The organism is Microbispora sp. CL1-1, assembly GCF_012034195.1.
GTDB lineage: Bacteria > Actinomycetota > Actinomycetes > Streptosporangiales > Streptosporangiaceae > Microbispora.
The window spans coordinates 254,471-269,291 of record NZ_JAATEK010000003.1 but is presented as its reverse complement, the minus strand read 5'-3'; the positions used below and the strand labels follow the sequence as shown (position 1 = coordinate 269,291).

The following is a 14,821-nucleotide window of genomic DNA, read 5'->3' as shown; positions in this document are numbered from 1 at the left end:
CGCCCCGTCGGCGTGTTCACGGGACCTCAGACCGCCGCGGCCATGCGGTCCAGGCGGCCGGTGATGACGGCGGTGAACGCGGCGGGGTCCTCGAACGGCAGGCCGTGGCCGCCGGGGACCGTCACGAGCTCGGCGTGGGGAATGAGCCGGGCGAGCTCGCGCTGGTGGTGCGGCGGCACGATCCGGTCGTCGGCGCTGGAGACGATCAGCGTCGGTGCGGACACGTGCGGCAGGAGCCCGGTGATGTCGACGGAGATGTCGGCCAGGGTCTGCCTCTCGAACCCGTCCTCCGCGCCGCCGAGCATCGCCGTGAACGCGGCGGCGGCCTGCTCGAAGTCCTCCGCCGACCGGGCGCGGAGCGTCTCCTCGCCCATCGCGGTGAACTGGAGCAGACGGGCCAGCAACTCGCGGTCGGTGCGCACCAGGCGGACCCACAGGTCCATCTGGAAGGCCATCCACGGGTCGGTCCTGGCCCATCCGGCGTGCGCCGTCAGCGACAGGATCTTCTCCGGCCGGGTGCCCGCCGTCGCCACTGCGACGACGGCGCCGAGCGAGTGGCCGACGAGGTGGAAGCGCTCCAGACCGGCGTGCTCGGCCGCGCCGAGCACCTGGGCGACCAGGTCCTCGACGCGGATCGGACCGCCCGCGTCCACGGTGGCGCCGGAGCCGGACAGGTCGGGGGCGACCACGGTGAAGCGGCCGGAGGCGGCGTCGATGAGCGGGCCCCAGTTGGCCTGCGCGTCGGCGCCGGTGCCGTGCACGAGGACGAGACCGGGGCCGGTGCCGGTGACGAGATAGTTGACGGTGCTCGAACCGACGGTGACGACGGGCATGGTCGTTCCTTTCACGTGGTGATCCGCGCGGGTTCGCGGACGGACATCAGGAGGCCGACGGCGAGCGCGCCGGCCAGGGACAGGAGGGTCAGCAGCCACAGGGCGGTGTGCAGGGCGTCCGCGTAGCCGGCGCTCGCCAGGCGGGCGAACTCCAGCGGTCCGGCTCCCGCCGGCACGGCCCCTGTGATGTCGCCCTGCAGCAGGCGGGAGGTCGCCCGGGCCGCGCGCGCCTCGCCGTACGGGCCGGTCAGGCTCGCCTGGGTCAGCGCGGACAGCACGGCGCCGAGCACGGCGATGGCGACGACCTCGCCGGTGATGCGGGCCGTGTTGAACAGCCCGGCCGCCATGCCGGCCCGCGCGGGCTCGACGGAGGAGACCGCCGCCCCGTCGACCACGGCAAGCGACACGCCGAAGCCGGTCCCGATCAATATCAATGGCAGGGCGAGCCGCGCCGGGCCCGACCCGGCGGGCACCGTCGCCAGCAGACCGGTCCCGGCCGCGACCAGCAGCAGCGTGGTCACCAGCAGGACGCGCTGCGACAGGCGGCGGGCCAGGGCACCGGAGACGGGCGGCATCACCAGCGTCGGCCCGGTCAGCAGCAGCAACGTCAGACCCGCCTGCCGGGCCGAGTAGCCCGAGGTGGCCATGAGGTACGGCGGCAGCACGATCGTCAGCGCGACGAAGCCGAAGGCGAGCAGGAACGGTATGGACGCGATCGCCGCGAACCGGGGCCGGGCCAGCAGCGACAGGTCGACAAGCGGCGCGGGATGACGGCGCTCGGCCAGGGCGAAGGCCGCCGACAGGACCGCGCACGCGGCGAAGGCGGCCGGCACCGCCGGGTGCGTCCACCCGAGAGCAGGCCCCTCGATCACGCCGAAGGTGAAGGCGGTGAGCGCGAGGGTGAAGGTGACCGCGCCGCCCCAGTCCATGGGGCCGTCCGAAGCGGCGCGTGACTCCTCCAGCAGCGCGCTCAGCAGCAGCACCGGCAGCAGCGCGATCCCGGCCGCGCCGAACAGGACGCGCCAGCCGACGGCGCCGACCAGCGTTCCGGCGATCACCGGGCCGAAGGCCAGCCCCAGCCCGATCGTGGTGCCGAACCACGCGAACGCCCTGGTCCTGCCGGCGCCCGAGGGGTAGGCCTGCGCGAGCAGCGCGGTGCCGCCGGTCATGGCCGCGGCGGCGCCGGCGCCCGCGAGCGCCCTGGCCGCGATCAGTGTGCCGATGTCCGGGGCGGCCGCGGCCAGGAGCATCGCCGCCGTGAACACCCCGGCGCCGAGGGCGAACATCCTGCGCCGCCCGATCCGGTCGGCCAGCGCCCCGGTGCTCGCCATGAACGCGGCGAAGGTGAGGAAGAAGGCGTTGACCACCCACTGGGTGGCGTCCAGCCCGGCGCGCAGGCCCGCGCCGATGTCGCCGAGCGCCTCGGCGCTCCCCGTCGCGGTCACCGGGACGAGCAGCACCGCGGCGCAGACCACGGTGAGCGACGGCGCCCGTCGTCGAGGCCCGGCATAATCCACAGGCATCGATACCCTCCAATCCTGATAACCATCAGAACCCTGATGGAGATCAGAGGATGGATGAATAGGGGTAGGTCTGTCAAACCGGTGATAGAGTCCGCTTGTCAGAGCCCTGATGGCCCGGGGAGGGTGATGATGGGAGCCGAGGAGGCGAGGATCGCCGAGGCGATGGCGTGGCGCCCCGGCAACGCCATCAAGCGCGCAGAACAGGCGCTGATCGCGGAGAAGACCCGTGTGCTGCGGCCGTTCGGGCTGACCGTCCCGCAGTACGCCGCGATGTACGCGCTGTCGCTCGCGCCCGGCATCTCCGGGGCGAAACTGGCACGGTTCTGCTCGGTCACCCCGCAGAGCATGACGACCGTGCTCAAGACGCTGGAGTCGCGTGGGCTCGTGGAGCGGCGTCCGTCCAGCGATCACGCCCAGGTGCTCGTCACCCGGCTCACCCGGGCCGGGCAGGCGCTGCTGCGCAAGGCCGACGCGGCGGCCGTCTCCGTGGAGCGCCGGCTGGTGGAGGAGTTCACGCCCGACGAGGCCGAGCGGCTACGTGACCTGCTGGAACGGGCCGTGGTCGTCCTGGGGGAAACGCCGGCGGGGGAATGAGGCCGAAGATCGTCGCGTTGCCGCAAGCATGCTCATCGGATTCATCGGCAGTGGGAACATCGGCGGCACCCTCGCGAAGCTGGCGGTCGACGCCGGGCACTCGGTGGTGCTGAGCAACTCCCGTGGGCCGGACACGCTCGCCGAGCTCGTGGCGGAGCTGGGCCCGAACGCGCGCGCCGCCACCGCGGCCGAGGCCGCGGCGGCGGGGGACATCGTGGTCGTGACGATTCCCTTCGGCAGATACCGGGAGGTGCCGGTCGAGCCGCTGAACGGCAAGATCGTCATCGACACGAACAACTACTACTTCGAGCGGGACGGCCACTTCCCCGAGCTCGACGCGGGGGAGACCACCGACACCGAGCTGCTCGCCGCACATCTGCCGGGGTCGCGGGTCGTGAAGGCGTTCAACTCCATCCACTACGCCCACCTCGCCGAGCAGGGGCAGCCCGCGGGCACGGAGAACCGGCGGGCGCTGCCCATCGCGGGCGACGACGACGAGGCCAAGAAGACGGTCACCGAGCTGATCGACCAGTTCGGCTTCGACGTGGTCGACGCGGGCCCGCTCGCGGAGGGACGACGGTTCCAGCGGGACAAGCCCGCCTACGGCCCCCGCTTCACCGCCACGGAGCTGCGCGAGGCCCTCGCCAGGGGCTGACGGATCAGCCGGGGGCGACCGTTCCGGCGGTCTCCCGCCGGACGGTGGATCGGCGGTCGCGGCCTCCGCGGAGCGGCGGATCAGGCGGGAGTCACCGTCTGGCGGGTGCCGGTCTCCGCGGAGCGGCGGACCGCGTCGAGCAGGCCGTGCAGGCGCAGGCCGTGCGCGAAGTCCGGCACCCGCTCTCCGCCCGTTCGCAGGTCGGCGGCGAGCGCGGCGTAGAGTTCGGCGACGTTGCGCGCGTCGCCCGTCACCCCCGGCACCCGGACGTACTCCTCGGGAACCGGCAGCTCCTTCCACGTGCCGCCGGCCGTCCCGTGCAGGCGCAGCTCGCTGATCTGCGCGTGCGCGCCGCGCGACACGAGGGCGAGGTCGCCCTCCGTGCCGGAGATCTCGATCCGCGCGCCCGGTTCGGTGACCTTGCCGTCGTGCAGGTGCATGGAGAGCACCGCGCCGCTCGTCATGGTGGCGGAGAGCGCGAGCTGGTTGGGGGCGTCTGCCTCGATCGTCTCGCCGCTTTCCTCGATGACGTACTGCTCGCGCTGCACGGCGAGGGTGGCCGACAGGGCGCCGACGCCGCCCAGGAGATGCTCCACGAGGTCGAGCGTGTGCCCGCCCATGACCTCGAGCAGCCCGGCCGCGTTGGCGCGACCGGCCGTGTACGCCCACGAGGACGGCAGCATGCCCCCGGCGCCCTTGCCGGTCGTCGAGTGCACGTTCACCGAGACCACCCGGCCCACGGCGCCGTCCGCGAGCAGGTCGCGGGCGTACGCGACGACCGGGGAGAACCGGCCCTGCAGCCCGAGCGCGTGCCGCACGCCGGCCGCCCGCGCCCGGTCGAGCAGGTCCCGCGCCTCGTCGGTCGTCCGGGCCAACGGCCACTCGCACAGCACGTGCGTGCCGGCGTCCACCGCGGCTTCCACGAGCTCGGCGTGGTGAGGGACCTTGACCGTGACGGCGACGAGGTCCACCTCCGGGTGCGCGGCGAGGGCGCGGGGGTCGGTGAACGCGTGCGCGGCGCCGAACCTGCGCGCGGCCTCGCGGGCGCTGTCCTCCCGGGTGGTCGACACGGCCGTGATCTCGTAATCCGGCAGCGCCCGCAGCGCCGGGACGTGCGCGCGCACCGCCCAGCCGCGCTCGGGACTGGCGCCGACGATGCCCACACGGATTCTGCTCATTGTCCGCCTCCGTTCGTTAAACGGACTTGATCCGTCCGCTTACGACGCTAGCATAACCGGACGTAGCGAGTCCGCTTGATAAAGTGCCTTCATGAGCAGTAGGGACGGGGCGGTCGGCGCTCTGCTGGCCGCCGAGCCGGGGCGGACGCCCCGGGCCGACGCGCGGCGCAACATGGAGCGGCTGGTGGAGGCCGCGCGGGCGGCGGTGGCCGAGACCGGAATCGAGGTCACCGCGCACGAGATCGCCCGCAGGGCCGGAGTGGGCATCGGCACCTTCTATCGGCGCGTCTCCTCCCGCGAGGCGCTGCTGGAGGCGGTTCTCGACGAGGTGCTCGCGGAGATGGCCGACCTGGCCGCGAACGCCGCGGCCGACCCCGATCCCTGGCACGCGTTCGAGACCTTCGCCGCCACGTACGTGCGGCTGCGCGCGGAGAGCTGCGGCATCCGCGAGGCAGTGGGCGGCGCCTGCGGGCCGAATCTCGACCCCGTTCTCGGGGAGATCCAGGAGGGCCTGCGGCTCCTGGTGGAGCGCGCGCAGAAGGCCGGGGTGATGCGGGCCGACGTGGCCTGGCAGGACGTGCCGTTCCTGCTGGCGGCCGTGGCGACCGGTCCGCGCACGCTCAGACTCCGGGCAGGGGACGAGCAGTGGGGCCGGAACCTGCGGGTCGTGCTCGACGGACTGCGTACGCCGGGGACGCAGGGGCTTCCGGGGACTCCGCCGGCCTGATCGGTCGCCGCCGACGAGCCGGTCCGGGGAGGTCCGTGCCAGTTCAGCCGGTCCTGGCCAGGCCGTGCTGGTTCGGCCGTGCTGGCCGGGTCGTGCTGGCCGGGTCGTGCTGGTTCGGCCGTGCTGGCCGGGTCGTGCCGGTTCGGCCGCCGCTGGTCGGTCTGCGCTGGTTGGTCTGCGCTGGTCGGTCTGGGCTGGTCAGTCGGCCTCGAAGGCGAGCCGGTCGGTGAGCCAGCGGTAGAACTTGATCGAGAACCTGACCCAGTGGGCCACCATCGTGGTCAGGTGCTCCCTCGTCACACCGGCCCCGACGTAGATCTGGGAGTCGCCGACGACCCGCATCAGGCCGTTGTCCTGGGTGAACGTGTACACCTTCGGCCACATCGTGTCGGCGTTCCACTCGTTGAGCGCCGTGAGCAGCATCCGCTTGTCGTCCACCGAATACTGCCTCACGTAGAGGGCCCGTACGGTGAACATGTCTCCTTCCCCGCCGAACAGGAAGTAGATCGTGAGGTGGGCGGTGGAGATCGTCAGGTCGCCCTCGGTGTCTGTGGTGTGCTCGATGTCCAGCTCGTCGAGGATCTCCTCAAGGAGGTCCCGGTCCGGCTGGACGACCGCTGGGGAAGGCGTCACCGCTCCATCCTGCCCCATGGCGCCGTCGATGAAGTGGCAGATGTGACACAGGATGCGGGGGAGAAACCCGGTGTCCGTCACGCCCGGCTTTTCCGGCACACCGCGCTTCGAAGGGCGCGTCAGCCCGGGCGCTCCTCGTCGGGTCCCGGGCTCGCGCCGATCCTGGCCACGAGCGTCGTGATGTCCTCCGCGAGGGAGGCATCGAGCGGGGCGTGCCGGTTGAGCAGCCGATACCACATCACCCCGAAGATCATGTCGATCAGGAGGTCGAGGTCGGTGCCGGGGGGTGGCGGCATCCGCTCCAGCACCGCCCGCAGGGTGGCGCGCCGCGGGCCGATCAGCCGCGCCCGCAGGCGCTCGCCCAGGGCCGGATCGCTCTGGGCCTCCGCCATGAGGCCGGCCACCACTCTGCCGACCGCGCCGTCCGCGAGCGCGAAGGTCTCGCGCAGGAACGTCTGCAGGTCGGCCTGCGACGGCGCCCGGGAGCTTTCCACAAGGTAGGTCATCGCCTCGAGCAGCAGGTCGGCCTTGGTGTCCCACCAGCGGTAGAGCGTCTGCCTGCCGGTGCCCGCCTCCTCGGCGATGCCCTTCAGTGTCACGTTCGGATAGCCGTCGCGCTCGCACAGCCGCAGCGCGGCCTCGAGTATCGCCCGGCGTGCCTGCTCGCTGCGTGGCCTCCCCACCATGCGCTCACTTTACAGGACACAGTGTCTCGCTTTATAGTTTCGAGGCATCATGTCTCGAATTTGGGAGAACCGATGAGTGAGCGCGTAGTGATCATCGGGGGCACGAGCGGCATCGGCCTGGCCACCGCCGTACGGCTGGCCGCGTCGGGCCGCGAGGTCGTCGTCACCGGCCGCACGCCCGAACGGCTGGAGCAGGCCGTCAAGGAGATCGGGGAGCGGGGCTCCGGTGCGGTGGCCGACGCCCGCGACCCGGAGGCGATGCGCGCCCTGTTCGCCGAGGTGGGCCCGGTGGACCACGTCGTCGTCAACGTGTCGGGCCGGAAGGGAGGCGGGCCGTTCCGCTCGCTCTCGCCGGACGAGCTGCGCGCCGCCCTCGACGACAAGCTGATCGCGCATGTGGTCACCGCGCAGGCCGCGCTCCCGGCGCTGCGGCGGGACGGATCGCTGACGTTCGTCGCGGCGGCCAGCGCGAACAGCGCGATGGCCGAGGTGGCCGGGCTGGCGGCGGTGAACGGCGCGATCCAGTCGATGATCCCCGGCCTGGCGGTGGAGCTCGCCCCGCTCCGGGTCAACGCGGTGTCGCCCGGTGTGATCGACACCGAGTGGTGGGACGGGCTGGGGGACGGCCGGCAGAGCACGCTCGACGCGTTCGCCGCCGCGACCACAGTCGGCAGGATCGGCGCCCCCGGCGAGGTGGCGAACGCGATCGCCTACCTGATCGACACGGGCTACGCGACGGGCACCGTGCTGACCGTCGACGGCGGCGTCCGGCTCAAGCCGGGCGTCCAGTCGTAGCGACCGCCCGGCCGGGGCCCCGGCATGGTGCCGCTGCCGGTGTGGTGAGCCGAGCCCCGGCTCGCCGCGACCCCCGTACGGCGCGGCGGTCAGCACGGCGTAGCGGTCAGTGGCCGGGATCAGCACAGCGCCGTGGCCGGTGGGGGCGCCGTGGTCGATGGGGACGGGGCGCTGCGGGAAGTTGACGTACTGCGGTCGGCGGGGTGCTGTGGTCGGCAGGGCGCCGTGGTCAGTAGGGGTGCCGTGGTCAGTAGGGGTGCCGTGGTCAGTGGGGTGTGGTGCGGGCGAGGATGTGCGGCGGGACGGGATGCGCGGCCGCGTGCGGGTCGGTCACCGGGGCCTGCCACGACCGGGTGAGCGGCAGGATCCCGGCCCAGACGTCGTGCGGGTCGTCGGCGTCCTCCGGGTGGCCCTCGCGCACCTTGACCGACGCCTCGGCGAGCGGCACCGCGAGGATCGTCGTCGCGGCCAGCTCCTTGCGGTTCGGCCGCCGGGCGTAGTCCCACTGGCCGGGTGCGACGTGCTCGGTCAGGCATCGCAGGGCGGCGAGCTTCTCGTCGCCCTCCAGCACCCGCGGCACGCCGTAGATCATCGCGCTGCGGTAGTTCACGCCGTGCTCGAAGACCGACCGGGCCAGCACCAGGCCGTCGACGTGGGTGATCGTCACGCAGACCGTCGTGCCGCGGGTGAGGCTGCGGCCGGCCACCGAGCCGTGCACGTAGAGATGGCCGTCGTCGAAGCCGTACACCGTCGGCACCACCATGGGGTCGCCGTCCACGACGACGCCGAGGTGGCAGACGAACCCGGCCCGGAGCACCTCGAACAGCGCCTCCCGGTCGGTGCGGCCCTGCTCTCGCAACCGGCGGTGCCGGGTCCGCTCGGTGGCGGACAGATCGCTCATGAGGCGACATTCAACCAGCAAAGCGGTCAGCCCGCCCGGCGGGGACGCCGGGCGGGCCGATGCGTGGATCGTTGCGGAGGACGGGAAGACGTGCCCGTCAGTGCCCGCGCCGCTCAGGCGGCGGACGTCGGACCGGATGTCCTCGGGAACCGGATGACGTTTCCGCCGGTGTAGGCGCTGAAGTCGACGATCTTCCTGTCTTTTCTGTTCCGCCTGGGCCTGCGCCGCAGCGCGGTCCTGATGTCCCTCACTTTGGCGAGCGACTGGACTTCGGTGAGCGACGGCACCACCGTGACCATGTTCGTTTCCCCCCGACCGTGATGGTTCCGTGACCTTCCCGGTATAGATATCGGAGAGCCGGTAAAAGGGGCGTAAAGCCGCTCACGTCACACCGGTTTCCGGGAGCCGTTCAGTACGGAAGCGCCCGGCCGGAGGGGGTGCGCAGGTCGAGCTCGGCTGCGGGACGACGGACGCGGCGGGGCCTGCGGATCCTGATGCGTCTCATGGCCCTTCCTCCTTCCTGACGTTACGCAGACTATTCGCCCAGGCTGCCGCCGTCTTCCCCTTTTCGCTCAAAGAGAGCCGGGCACCCTGCGGCTCACGACGCAGATCCGGTTCCAGGCGTTGATCTGCGCGATGGCGACGACCAGCGCGGCCAGTTGCTCCTCGGTGTAGTGCTCGGCGGCGTCCGCCCAGATCTCGTCCGGCACGGGGTCGGGCCGGTCGGCGAGCCGGGTCGCGGCCTCGGTCAGCGCCAGAGCGGCCCGCTCGGCGTCCGTGTAGAAGGGCGCCTCCCGCCAGGCGGCGACCGACCACAGGCGCTCGTCGGCCTCCCCGGCCTTCTTGGCATCGCGGACGTGCATGTCCAGGCAGAAGGCGCAGCCGTTGATCTGGCTGGCCCTGATCTTGATGAGTTCCAGCGTGGCGGGGGGCACGTCGCACGCGTGCAGGAAACGCTCCACACCGCGCATGGCCTGGTAGGCCTCGGGAGCCAGCTCGCGGACGTTGATCCGCTCGGTCATCGTCATTTCCTCGTCTCGTCGGCCCGCATCACTCGGGCGAGTTTCTCGGGGTTCAGGACCATGTCGACGGCGGTGATCCGGCCGCCGGCGACGGTGAGGCCGATCACGGTGACCAGCCGTCCGTCCCGATAGCGCAGCAGGCCCGGCCAGCCGTTCACCACGGCGGGGACCAGCTCGAACCGGCCGAACCTCCCGATGCCGGACAGCAGCCTGGCCACCTTGGCCGCTCCGCTGACGGGCCGCCTCCCGGCGCGCACCCGGCCGCCGCCGTCGCTGCGCAACACGACGTCCGGGTCGAGCAGCGCGACCAGGGCGTCGATGTCGTCGCCGAGGCAGGCCCGGGCGAAGGCGTCGACCACCCGCCGGTGCTCGGAGGGGTCCACGTCGAACCGGGGAGCGCGCGACGCGACGTGCGCCCGGGCCCGGGCGGCGAGCTGCCGGCAGGCCGCCGGGCTGCGCCCGACCGCCTCACCCACCTCGGCGAACGTCAGGCCGAACACGTCGTGCAGCACGAACGCGGTCCGCTCGGCCGGGCTGAGCGACTCCAGCACGACGAGCATCGCCATGCTCATCGACTCGTCCAAGGTCACCCGCTCCGCAGGATCGGGCTGAGCGATAACAGGTTCGGGCAGCCACGGGCCCACGTACTCCTCCCTGCGGTGCCGCGCCGAGCGCAGCACGTCGAGAGCGAGCCGGGAGACCGTGACCACCAGCCAGCCGGTCACGTCCCTGATCTCGTCGCCGCCCGCGGCCTCGGCCGACCGCAGCCGCAGCCAGGCGTCCTGCACGACGTCTTCGGCCTCGTCGAGGCTGCCGAGCAGGCCGTACGCGACGCCGAGCAGCCGGGGCCGCATCGCCAGGAACGTCTCCTCGAACGTCGCCTGGGTCTCGGTGCCGTCGTCATGGTCGTTCACATTCTGAGGACGAGACACCCCCTCAGTGTGTGACATCCCCGGGCGCGCGGATCAGGCGGACTCCCGCACGATGAGGCGGGTGGGCAGGATCACCGGCTCCACCGGGCCGCCCCCGTCGATGAGCGCGAGCAGCAGTCGTACGGTCTCCTCCGCGACCTCGGCGAGCGGCTGGCGGATCGTGGTGAGGGGCGGGTGGGTGGTGGCGGCGACCGACGAGTCGTCGAAGCCGCCCACGGCCACGTCGTCGGGCACCTGGCGTCCGGCGGCCCGCAGCGTGGACAGCGCGCCGGCCGCCATGAGGTCGGAGGCCACGAAGACCGCGTCGAGGTCGGGGGTGCGTTCGAGCAGCCGTGCCATCGCACTCTCGCCGCTGAGCTGGGTCCAGTCGCCGTGCTCGATCAGCTTCTTGGACGCCTTCCTGCCGAGCACGTCGGCGAAGCCCTCCAAACGCTGGATGCCGCCCGGGGTGTCCATCGGGCCGGTGATCGTGGCGATCTTCCTGCGGCCCTGCTCGACCAGATAGCGGGCCATCTGCCGGGCGCCCTCGCGGTCGTCGGCCGCGGCGTAGGGGATCACGTTCTCCTTGCCGATGACGGCGCCGCAGGCGACGGCCGGGATGCGCAGCGACTCCAGCTCGTCCACGAGCGGGTCGCCCGCGTGCGTCGACATCAGCAGCACCCCGTCGGCGTGGCCGCCGCGCACGTAGTGCACCACCCGGTCACGGTCGCCGTCGTCCCCGGCCAGCATGATGACCAGGGAGACGTCGCGGTCGCCGAGCCGCCGGATCGCCGTACGGATCGTGGTGCTGTAGTTGGGGTCCTCGAAGACCTTCTCGTGCGGCTCCGACAGCACCATGACCACCGACCCGGTCCGCTGGGTGACCAGGCTGCGGGCGTTGCGGTTGACGATGTAGCCGGTCTCGGCGATGGCGCGCCGGACGGCGGCGTGGGCGGCGGGGCTCACGTAACGGTCGTCGTTGAGCACCCGCGACACGGTGCCACGGGAGACGCCCGCCGCCGCGGCCACGTCATGAATGGTCGGACGTTTCGCCATGGTCGTATTGTCCCCCCGCCGATCAGCCTGTTCCCCCGCGTCCATCAGCTTTTCACGGCCCCGCCGGACAGGTCCGTACGCCAGTAGCGCTGCATCGTGAGGAACAGCGCGATCAGCGGGATGAGCGACAGCATCGTGCCCGTGATGATCAGGTTGTAGAGCGACGGCTGGTTGGCGCCCGCGGCGAGCAGGGTGTAGAGGCCGACCGTCAGCGGGAACTTGTGGTCGTCGCCCAGCATGATGAACGGCAGCAGGAAGTTGTTCCAGATCGCGACGAACTGGAACAGGAAGATCGTCACCATGCCCGGCGTCAGCAGCGGCAGCGCCACCCGGCGCAGCAGCCGCCACTCGCCCGCGCCGTCCAGCCGCCCCGCCTCCAGCAGCGAGGCGGGGATCGCCGCCTGCGCGTAGATCCTGGCCAGATAGATGCTGTAGGGGTGCAGGATCTGCGGCAGCAGCACCGACCAGTACGTGTCGGCCAGGCCGGCCTTGGAGAACAGCAGATACTGCGGGATCGCCAGCACGACCGACGGCACCAGGATGCCGCCGATGAGCAGATTGAAGATCAGATTGCGGCCGGGGAAGGAGTATTTCGCCAGCGCGAACCCCGAGATCGTGGACACAGCGGTCGACAGCACCGCGCCGCCCCCGGCGTACAGGGCGGTGTTGAGCAACCAGAGCCAGAAGACGCCGTCGCGGTAGGCGAACAGGTCGGCCAGGTTGGACAGCAGGCCGGTGCCGGGCGCGAAGGTCGAGGTGGAGAACAGCTCGGCCTTCGACTTGGTGGCCGCGACCACCACCCAGCTCACCGGGAACAGGGTGTAGATCGCACCCAGCACGAGCACCGCGGTCGGCACGATCCCCAGCGGGCGGCGCGGCGAGGGGCGGGCGTGCCCGCCTGTCCCCGGCAGTGCGGTGGCGGCCATCAGCCCTCCCCGAACGCGTGGTTCTTGACGATCCGCAGGAACCCGAACGACAGCACGAGGGAGATCGCGGCGATCACCATGGACGTCGCGGCGGCCGAGTAGAGGTCGCCGGTGACGAACGCGTCGCGGTACACCTTCATCAAGGGGCTCCAGGTCGAGCTGATCGTGTTGGTCAGCGGCCGCAGGGTGGTCGGTTCCGTGAACACCTGGACGGTCGCGATGACGGAGAACACCGTGGTCAGGATGATCGACGGCGCCAGGATCGGGATCTTGATGCGCAGGGCGATGCCCAGCTCGCTCGCGCCGTCGATCCTGGCCGCCTCGTAGTACTCCCGCGGCACGGCCCGCAGGTTCGTGTAGAGCACCAGCATGTTGAAGCCGGTGCCGCCCCAGACGGCCACGTTCGCCATCGAGAACGTCACCAGGTCGGCGCTCAGGAACGGGTGATCGCCGAACGGGCTGAGGCTGGGCAGGTAGAGGAAGCCCCACATCAGCGTCGCCGCCACACCCGGCACGGCGTACGGCAGGAAGATCGAGATCCGGGTGAGGCGGGCGAGCCGCACGTGCGCCGCGTCGAGCATCAGCGCGAACACGAGGGCGAGCCCCAGCATCAGCACGAGCACGAGGGCTCCGTACGCGAGGACGCGCAGCCATCCGGCCCACAGCTCGCCGTCGCCGACGGCGGCGGCGTAGTTGCCGAGCCCGGCGAAGATCTCCTTGCGGGCGCCCTTGCCGAGGCCCAGGCCGGAGACCTTGGTGCGCCGCAGGCTCAGATAGATCGTGTAGCCGATGGGCAGGGCCATGAAGAGCGTGAACAGCGCCATCGCCGGGGCGAGGAACAGGTAGGGCACGGCGCCCGCGCGGTGCGCGCGGGCGCTCTTGTTCCGCGACGTCATGGTCACTGGGCGAGAGTGAAGCCGGACTTCTGCATGTCGGCGATGGTGGCGTCCTGCATCGCCTGCACGGCGGCGGCGAAGTCGGACTTGGCGGCGACGGCCTTGTCAAAGGCGTCCTTGTACGCGTTGTAGGTCACGTTGACGTTCGGGCCGAACGTGAAGCCGCGGGCCGTGGCGCCGATGGAGGCGGCCTGCTGCCAGAAGTCGGGCTGGCTGGAGAAGTAGTCGGGAGCGCCGGTCATCAGCGCGGCGCCCTTGGCGGAGGCCGGATAGATCGCGCCCTCCTTGATCAGCAGCCCGAGCGCCTCCGGGTCGGTGTTGAGCCAGGTGGCGAACCGTGCGGCGGCCGCCTTGTTGGGCGACTTGGCGGCGACGGCGGTGGAGGAGCCGCCCCAGAAGCCGCTGTAGTTCTCACCAGCGTTCCACTGCGGCAGCGGGGCGATGGCCCACTTGTCCTTGCCCTTCGGCGCGTTGGCCGACAGCACGCCCGGGCCCCACACGGCCGACGGCCAGGTGAGCAGCTTGCCGTCGTTGAGCGCCTTGTTCCACTCCGGGGTGAAGTAGGGCATGCCGTCGATGACGCCCTCCTTCACCAGGCCGCCCCAGTAGGAGGCGACCTTCTTGGTGGCCTCGTCGTTCACCGCGACGTTCCAGGCGTCGCCGCTGATCGACCACCACTGCGCGCCCGCCTGCTGGGAGAGGCCGGCGAACCAGCCCGGGTCCTTGCTGGAGAAGGTGCCGAGGAAGACCTTTGGGTCCTTCTTGTGCACCGTGCGGGCGGCCTCGGCGTACTCGTCCCAGGTCTTCGGCACCGCGATGCCGTACTTCTCGAACAGGTCCTTGCGGTAGTAGAGCATCATCGGCCCGCTGTCCTGCGGCACCGCGTAGACGGCGTCGGTGCCGAGGGTCACCAGGCTCCAGATGCCGTCGCTGAACTCGCCCTTCACCTGCGTGGTCTCGGCCGTGAGGTCGGCCACGGCGTCGGCGGCGACGAAGGAGGGCAGCATCTGATATTCGGCCTGGACCAGGTCGGGCGGGTTGCCCGCCTTGGCGGCGGTGAGGAACTTGGCCGCCGCGTCGTCGCCCCCCGCCTGCTTGCTGACCTCGACCTGGATGTCGGGGTGGGCCTGGTTCCACACTGCGACGATCTTGTCCATGTTCGGGACCCAGGTCCAATAGGTCAGCTTCACCGGGCCGGCCGGCGCCGCGCTCTGGCTCGCGGCGGGGGCGGACGGCTCGTCGGAGCCGCCCGAGCAGGCCGTCGCGAGCGTGGCGGTGAGGATCGCGGCCGCCGCCACTGCTAACCGGTTCACGCGCATATGTTCCTCCAGGCGGATGGGCGGGGGACAGGAGGCTGGAATGTCTGGGAGCGTTCACAGACTGAAAGGTGCCCACTGTGCTGTCAATGGTCGTTACGTGGTTGTTAACGACCCGCATTGATCAGGACAGATCGTTCGTACCTTCTCGGCGAGGCGGTTCTGCGCT

At 71.5% G+C, this 14,821-nt stretch carries 17 protein-coding genes; 4 read left to right on the top strand and 13 right to left on the bottom strand.

All coding sequences use genetic code 11. The features are described 5' to 3' along the window. Positions 1–26 precede the first annotated feature (26 nt). Positions 27–833: an alpha/beta hydrolase gene (locus HCK04_RS05480; RefSeq protein WP_142645766.1), complete on the bottom strand. Its 807-nt coding sequence runs from the start codon at positions 831–833 to the stop codon at positions 27–29. Between the two features lie 11 nt (positions 834–844). Further along, positions 845–2,356, bottom strand: coding sequence for an MFS transporter (locus HCK04_RS05475; RefSeq protein WP_142645765.1), 1,512 nt, complete (start codon positions 2,354–2,356; stop codon positions 845–847). Between the two features lie 126 nt (positions 2,357–2,482). On the opposite strand from HCK04_RS05475, the gene HCK04_RS05470 reads away from it, so the two are divergent. Together HCK04_RS05470 and HCK04_RS05465 are read left to right on the top strand one after the other, a co-directional pair. Continuing rightward, on the top strand, positions 2,483–2,950 hold the full coding sequence (locus HCK04_RS05470) for a MarR family transcriptional regulator (RefSeq protein ID WP_240971011.1): 468 nt from the start codon (positions 2,483–2,485) through the stop codon (positions 2,948–2,950). Positions 2,951–2,978: 28 nt separating this feature from the next. Then, the gene (locus HCK04_RS05465; RefSeq protein ID WP_142645764.1) at positions 2,979–3,605 is read left to right on the top strand and encodes an NADPH-dependent F420 reductase; all 627 of its coding nucleotides are present in this window, start codon (positions 2,979–2,981) and stop codon (positions 3,603–3,605) included. Positions 3,606–3,685: 80 nt separating this feature from the next. Here HCK04_RS05465 and HCK04_RS05460 read toward each other — a convergent pair whose 3' ends face one another. Further along, positions 3,686–4,783: a Gfo/Idh/MocA family oxidoreductase gene (locus tag HCK04_RS05460; RefSeq protein WP_142645763.1), complete on the bottom strand. Its 1,098-nt coding sequence runs from the start codon at positions 4,781–4,783 to the stop codon at positions 3,686–3,688. Positions 4,784–4,874: 91 nt separating this feature from the next. On the opposite strand from HCK04_RS05460, the gene HCK04_RS05455 reads away from it, so the two are divergent. Beyond that, a complete protein-coding gene (locus tag HCK04_RS05455) occupies positions 4,875–5,510 on the top strand; it encodes a TetR/AcrR family transcriptional regulator (RefSeq protein ID WP_142645762.1) in 636 nt (211 codons plus the stop codon). A 198-nt stretch (positions 5,511–5,708) separates the two neighbouring features. Here HCK04_RS05455 and HCK04_RS05450 read toward each other — a convergent pair whose 3' ends face one another. Both HCK04_RS05450 and HCK04_RS05445 read right to left on the bottom strand, forming a co-directional pair. After that, on the bottom strand, positions 5,709–6,143 hold the full coding sequence (locus HCK04_RS05450) for a YbjN domain-containing protein (protein WP_168065677.1): 435 nt from the start codon (positions 6,141–6,143) through the stop codon (positions 5,709–5,711). A gap of 119 nt (positions 6,144–6,262) precedes the next feature. Continuing rightward, positions 6,263–6,829, bottom strand: a complete 567-nt coding sequence (locus HCK04_RS05445; protein ID WP_142645760.1) for a TetR/AcrR family transcriptional regulator — start codon at positions 6,827–6,829, stop codon at positions 6,263–6,265. 72 nt (positions 6,830–6,901) lie between these two features. On the opposite strand from HCK04_RS05445, the gene HCK04_RS05440 reads away from it, so the two are divergent. After that, positions 6,902–7,624 (top strand): SDR family oxidoreductase, encoded by a 723-nt coding sequence (locus HCK04_RS05440; RefSeq protein WP_142645759.1) that lies wholly within the window; start codon positions 6,902–6,904, stop codon positions 7,622–7,624. A 265-nt stretch (positions 7,625–7,889) separates the two neighbouring features. On the opposite strand, the gene HCK04_RS05435 is transcribed toward HCK04_RS05440, so the two are convergent. The 8 genes from HCK04_RS05435 to HCK04_RS05400 form a co-directional block, all read right to left on the bottom strand. After that, complete coding sequence (locus tag HCK04_RS05435; protein WP_142645758.1) at positions 7,890–8,525, bottom strand: pyridoxamine 5'-phosphate oxidase family protein; 636 nt, start codon at positions 8,523–8,525, stop codon at positions 7,890–7,892. 113 nt (positions 8,526–8,638) lie between these two features. Continuing rightward, positions 8,639–8,824 (bottom strand): hypothetical protein, encoded by a 186-nt coding sequence (locus HCK04_RS05430; RefSeq protein WP_142645757.1) that lies wholly within the window; start codon positions 8,822–8,824, stop codon positions 8,639–8,641. 273 nt (positions 8,825–9,097) lie between these two features. After that, entirely contained in the window at positions 9,098–9,547 is a 450-nt protein-coding gene (locus HCK04_RS05425; RefSeq protein ID WP_142645756.1) for a carboxymuconolactone decarboxylase family protein, read from the bottom strand. Between the two features lie 2 nt (positions 9,548–9,549). After that, positions 9,550–10,461: an RNA polymerase sigma factor SigJ gene (sigJ, locus tag HCK04_RS05420; protein WP_260617127.1), complete on the bottom strand. Its 912-nt coding sequence runs from the start codon at positions 10,459–10,461 to the stop codon at positions 9,550–9,552. A 51-nt stretch (positions 10,462–10,512) separates the two neighbouring features. Then, positions 10,513–11,514, bottom strand: coding sequence for a LacI family DNA-binding transcriptional regulator (locus tag HCK04_RS05415; protein WP_142645754.1), 1,002 nt, complete (start codon positions 11,512–11,514; stop codon positions 10,513–10,515). Positions 11,515–11,558: 44 nt separating this feature from the next. Then, on the bottom strand, positions 11,559–12,440 hold the full coding sequence (locus HCK04_RS05410) for a carbohydrate ABC transporter permease (protein WP_142645753.1): 882 nt from the start codon (positions 12,438–12,440) through the stop codon (positions 11,559–11,561). Further along, on the bottom strand, positions 12,440–13,336 hold the full coding sequence (locus HCK04_RS05405; protein ID WP_142645874.1) for a sugar ABC transporter permease: 897 nt from the start codon (positions 13,334–13,336) through the stop codon (positions 12,440–12,442). Before HCK04_RS05405 ends, HCK04_RS05410 begins: the two co-directional genes overlap by 1 nt. A gap of 2 nt (positions 13,337–13,338) precedes the next feature. Then, entirely contained in the window at positions 13,339–14,655 is a 1,317-nt protein-coding gene (locus HCK04_RS05400; RefSeq protein WP_142645752.1) for a sugar ABC transporter substrate-binding protein, read from the bottom strand. Between the last annotated feature and the right edge of the window lie 166 nt (positions 14,656–14,821).

Coding starts and splice junctions, on each gene's coding strand:
- HCK04_RS05480 (WP_142645766.1), bottom strand. CDS start 833: ATGCCCGTCGTCACCGTCGGTTCGAGCACCGTCAACTATCTCGTCACC.
- HCK04_RS05475 (WP_142645765.1), bottom strand. CDS start 2,356: ATGCCTGTGGATTATGCCGGGCCTCGACGACGGGCGCCGTCGCTCACC.
- HCK04_RS05470 (WP_240971011.1), top strand. CDS start 2,483: ATGATGGGAGCCGAGGAGGCGAGGATCGCCGAGGCGATGGCGTGGCGC.
- HCK04_RS05465 (WP_142645764.1), top strand. CDS start 2,979: ATGCTCATCGGATTCATCGGCAGTGGGAACATCGGCGGCACCCTCGCG.
- HCK04_RS05460 (WP_142645763.1), bottom strand. CDS start 4,783: ATGAGCAGAATCCGTGTGGGCATCGTCGGCGCCAGTCCCGAGCGCGGC.
- HCK04_RS05455 (WP_142645762.1), top strand. CDS start 4,875: ATGAGCAGTAGGGACGGGGCGGTCGGCGCTCTGCTGGCCGCCGAGCCG.
- HCK04_RS05445 (WP_142645760.1), bottom strand. CDS start 6,829: ATGGTGGGGAGGCCACGCAGCGAGCAGGCACGCCGGGCGATACTCGAG.
- HCK04_RS05440 (WP_142645759.1), top strand. CDS start 6,902: ATGAGTGAGCGCGTAGTGATCATCGGGGGCACGAGCGGCATCGGCCTG.
- HCK04_RS05435 (WP_142645758.1), bottom strand. CDS start 8,525: ATGAGCGATCTGTCCGCCACCGAGCGGACCCGGCACCGCCGGTTGCGA.
- HCK04_RS05430 (WP_142645757.1), bottom strand. CDS start 8,824: ATGGTCACGGTGGTGCCGTCGCTCACCGAAGTCCAGTCGCTCGCCAAA.
- HCK04_RS05425 (WP_142645756.1), bottom strand. CDS start 9,547: ATGACCGAGCGGATCAACGTCCGCGAGCTGGCTCCCGAGGCCTACCAG.
- HCK04_RS05415 (WP_142645754.1), bottom strand. CDS start 11,514: ATGGCGAAACGTCCGACCATTCATGACGTGGCCGCGGCGGCGGGCGTC.
- HCK04_RS05410 (WP_142645753.1), bottom strand. CDS start 12,440: ATGGCCGCCACCGCACTGCCGGGGACAGGCGGGCACGCCCGCCCCTCG.
- HCK04_RS05405 (WP_142645874.1), bottom strand. CDS start 13,336: ATGACGTCGCGGAACAAGAGCGCCCGCGCGCACCGCGCGGGCGCCGTG.
- HCK04_RS05400 (WP_142645752.1), bottom strand. CDS start 14,655: ATGCGCGTGAACCGGTTAGCAGTGGCGGCGGCCGCGATCCTCACCGCC.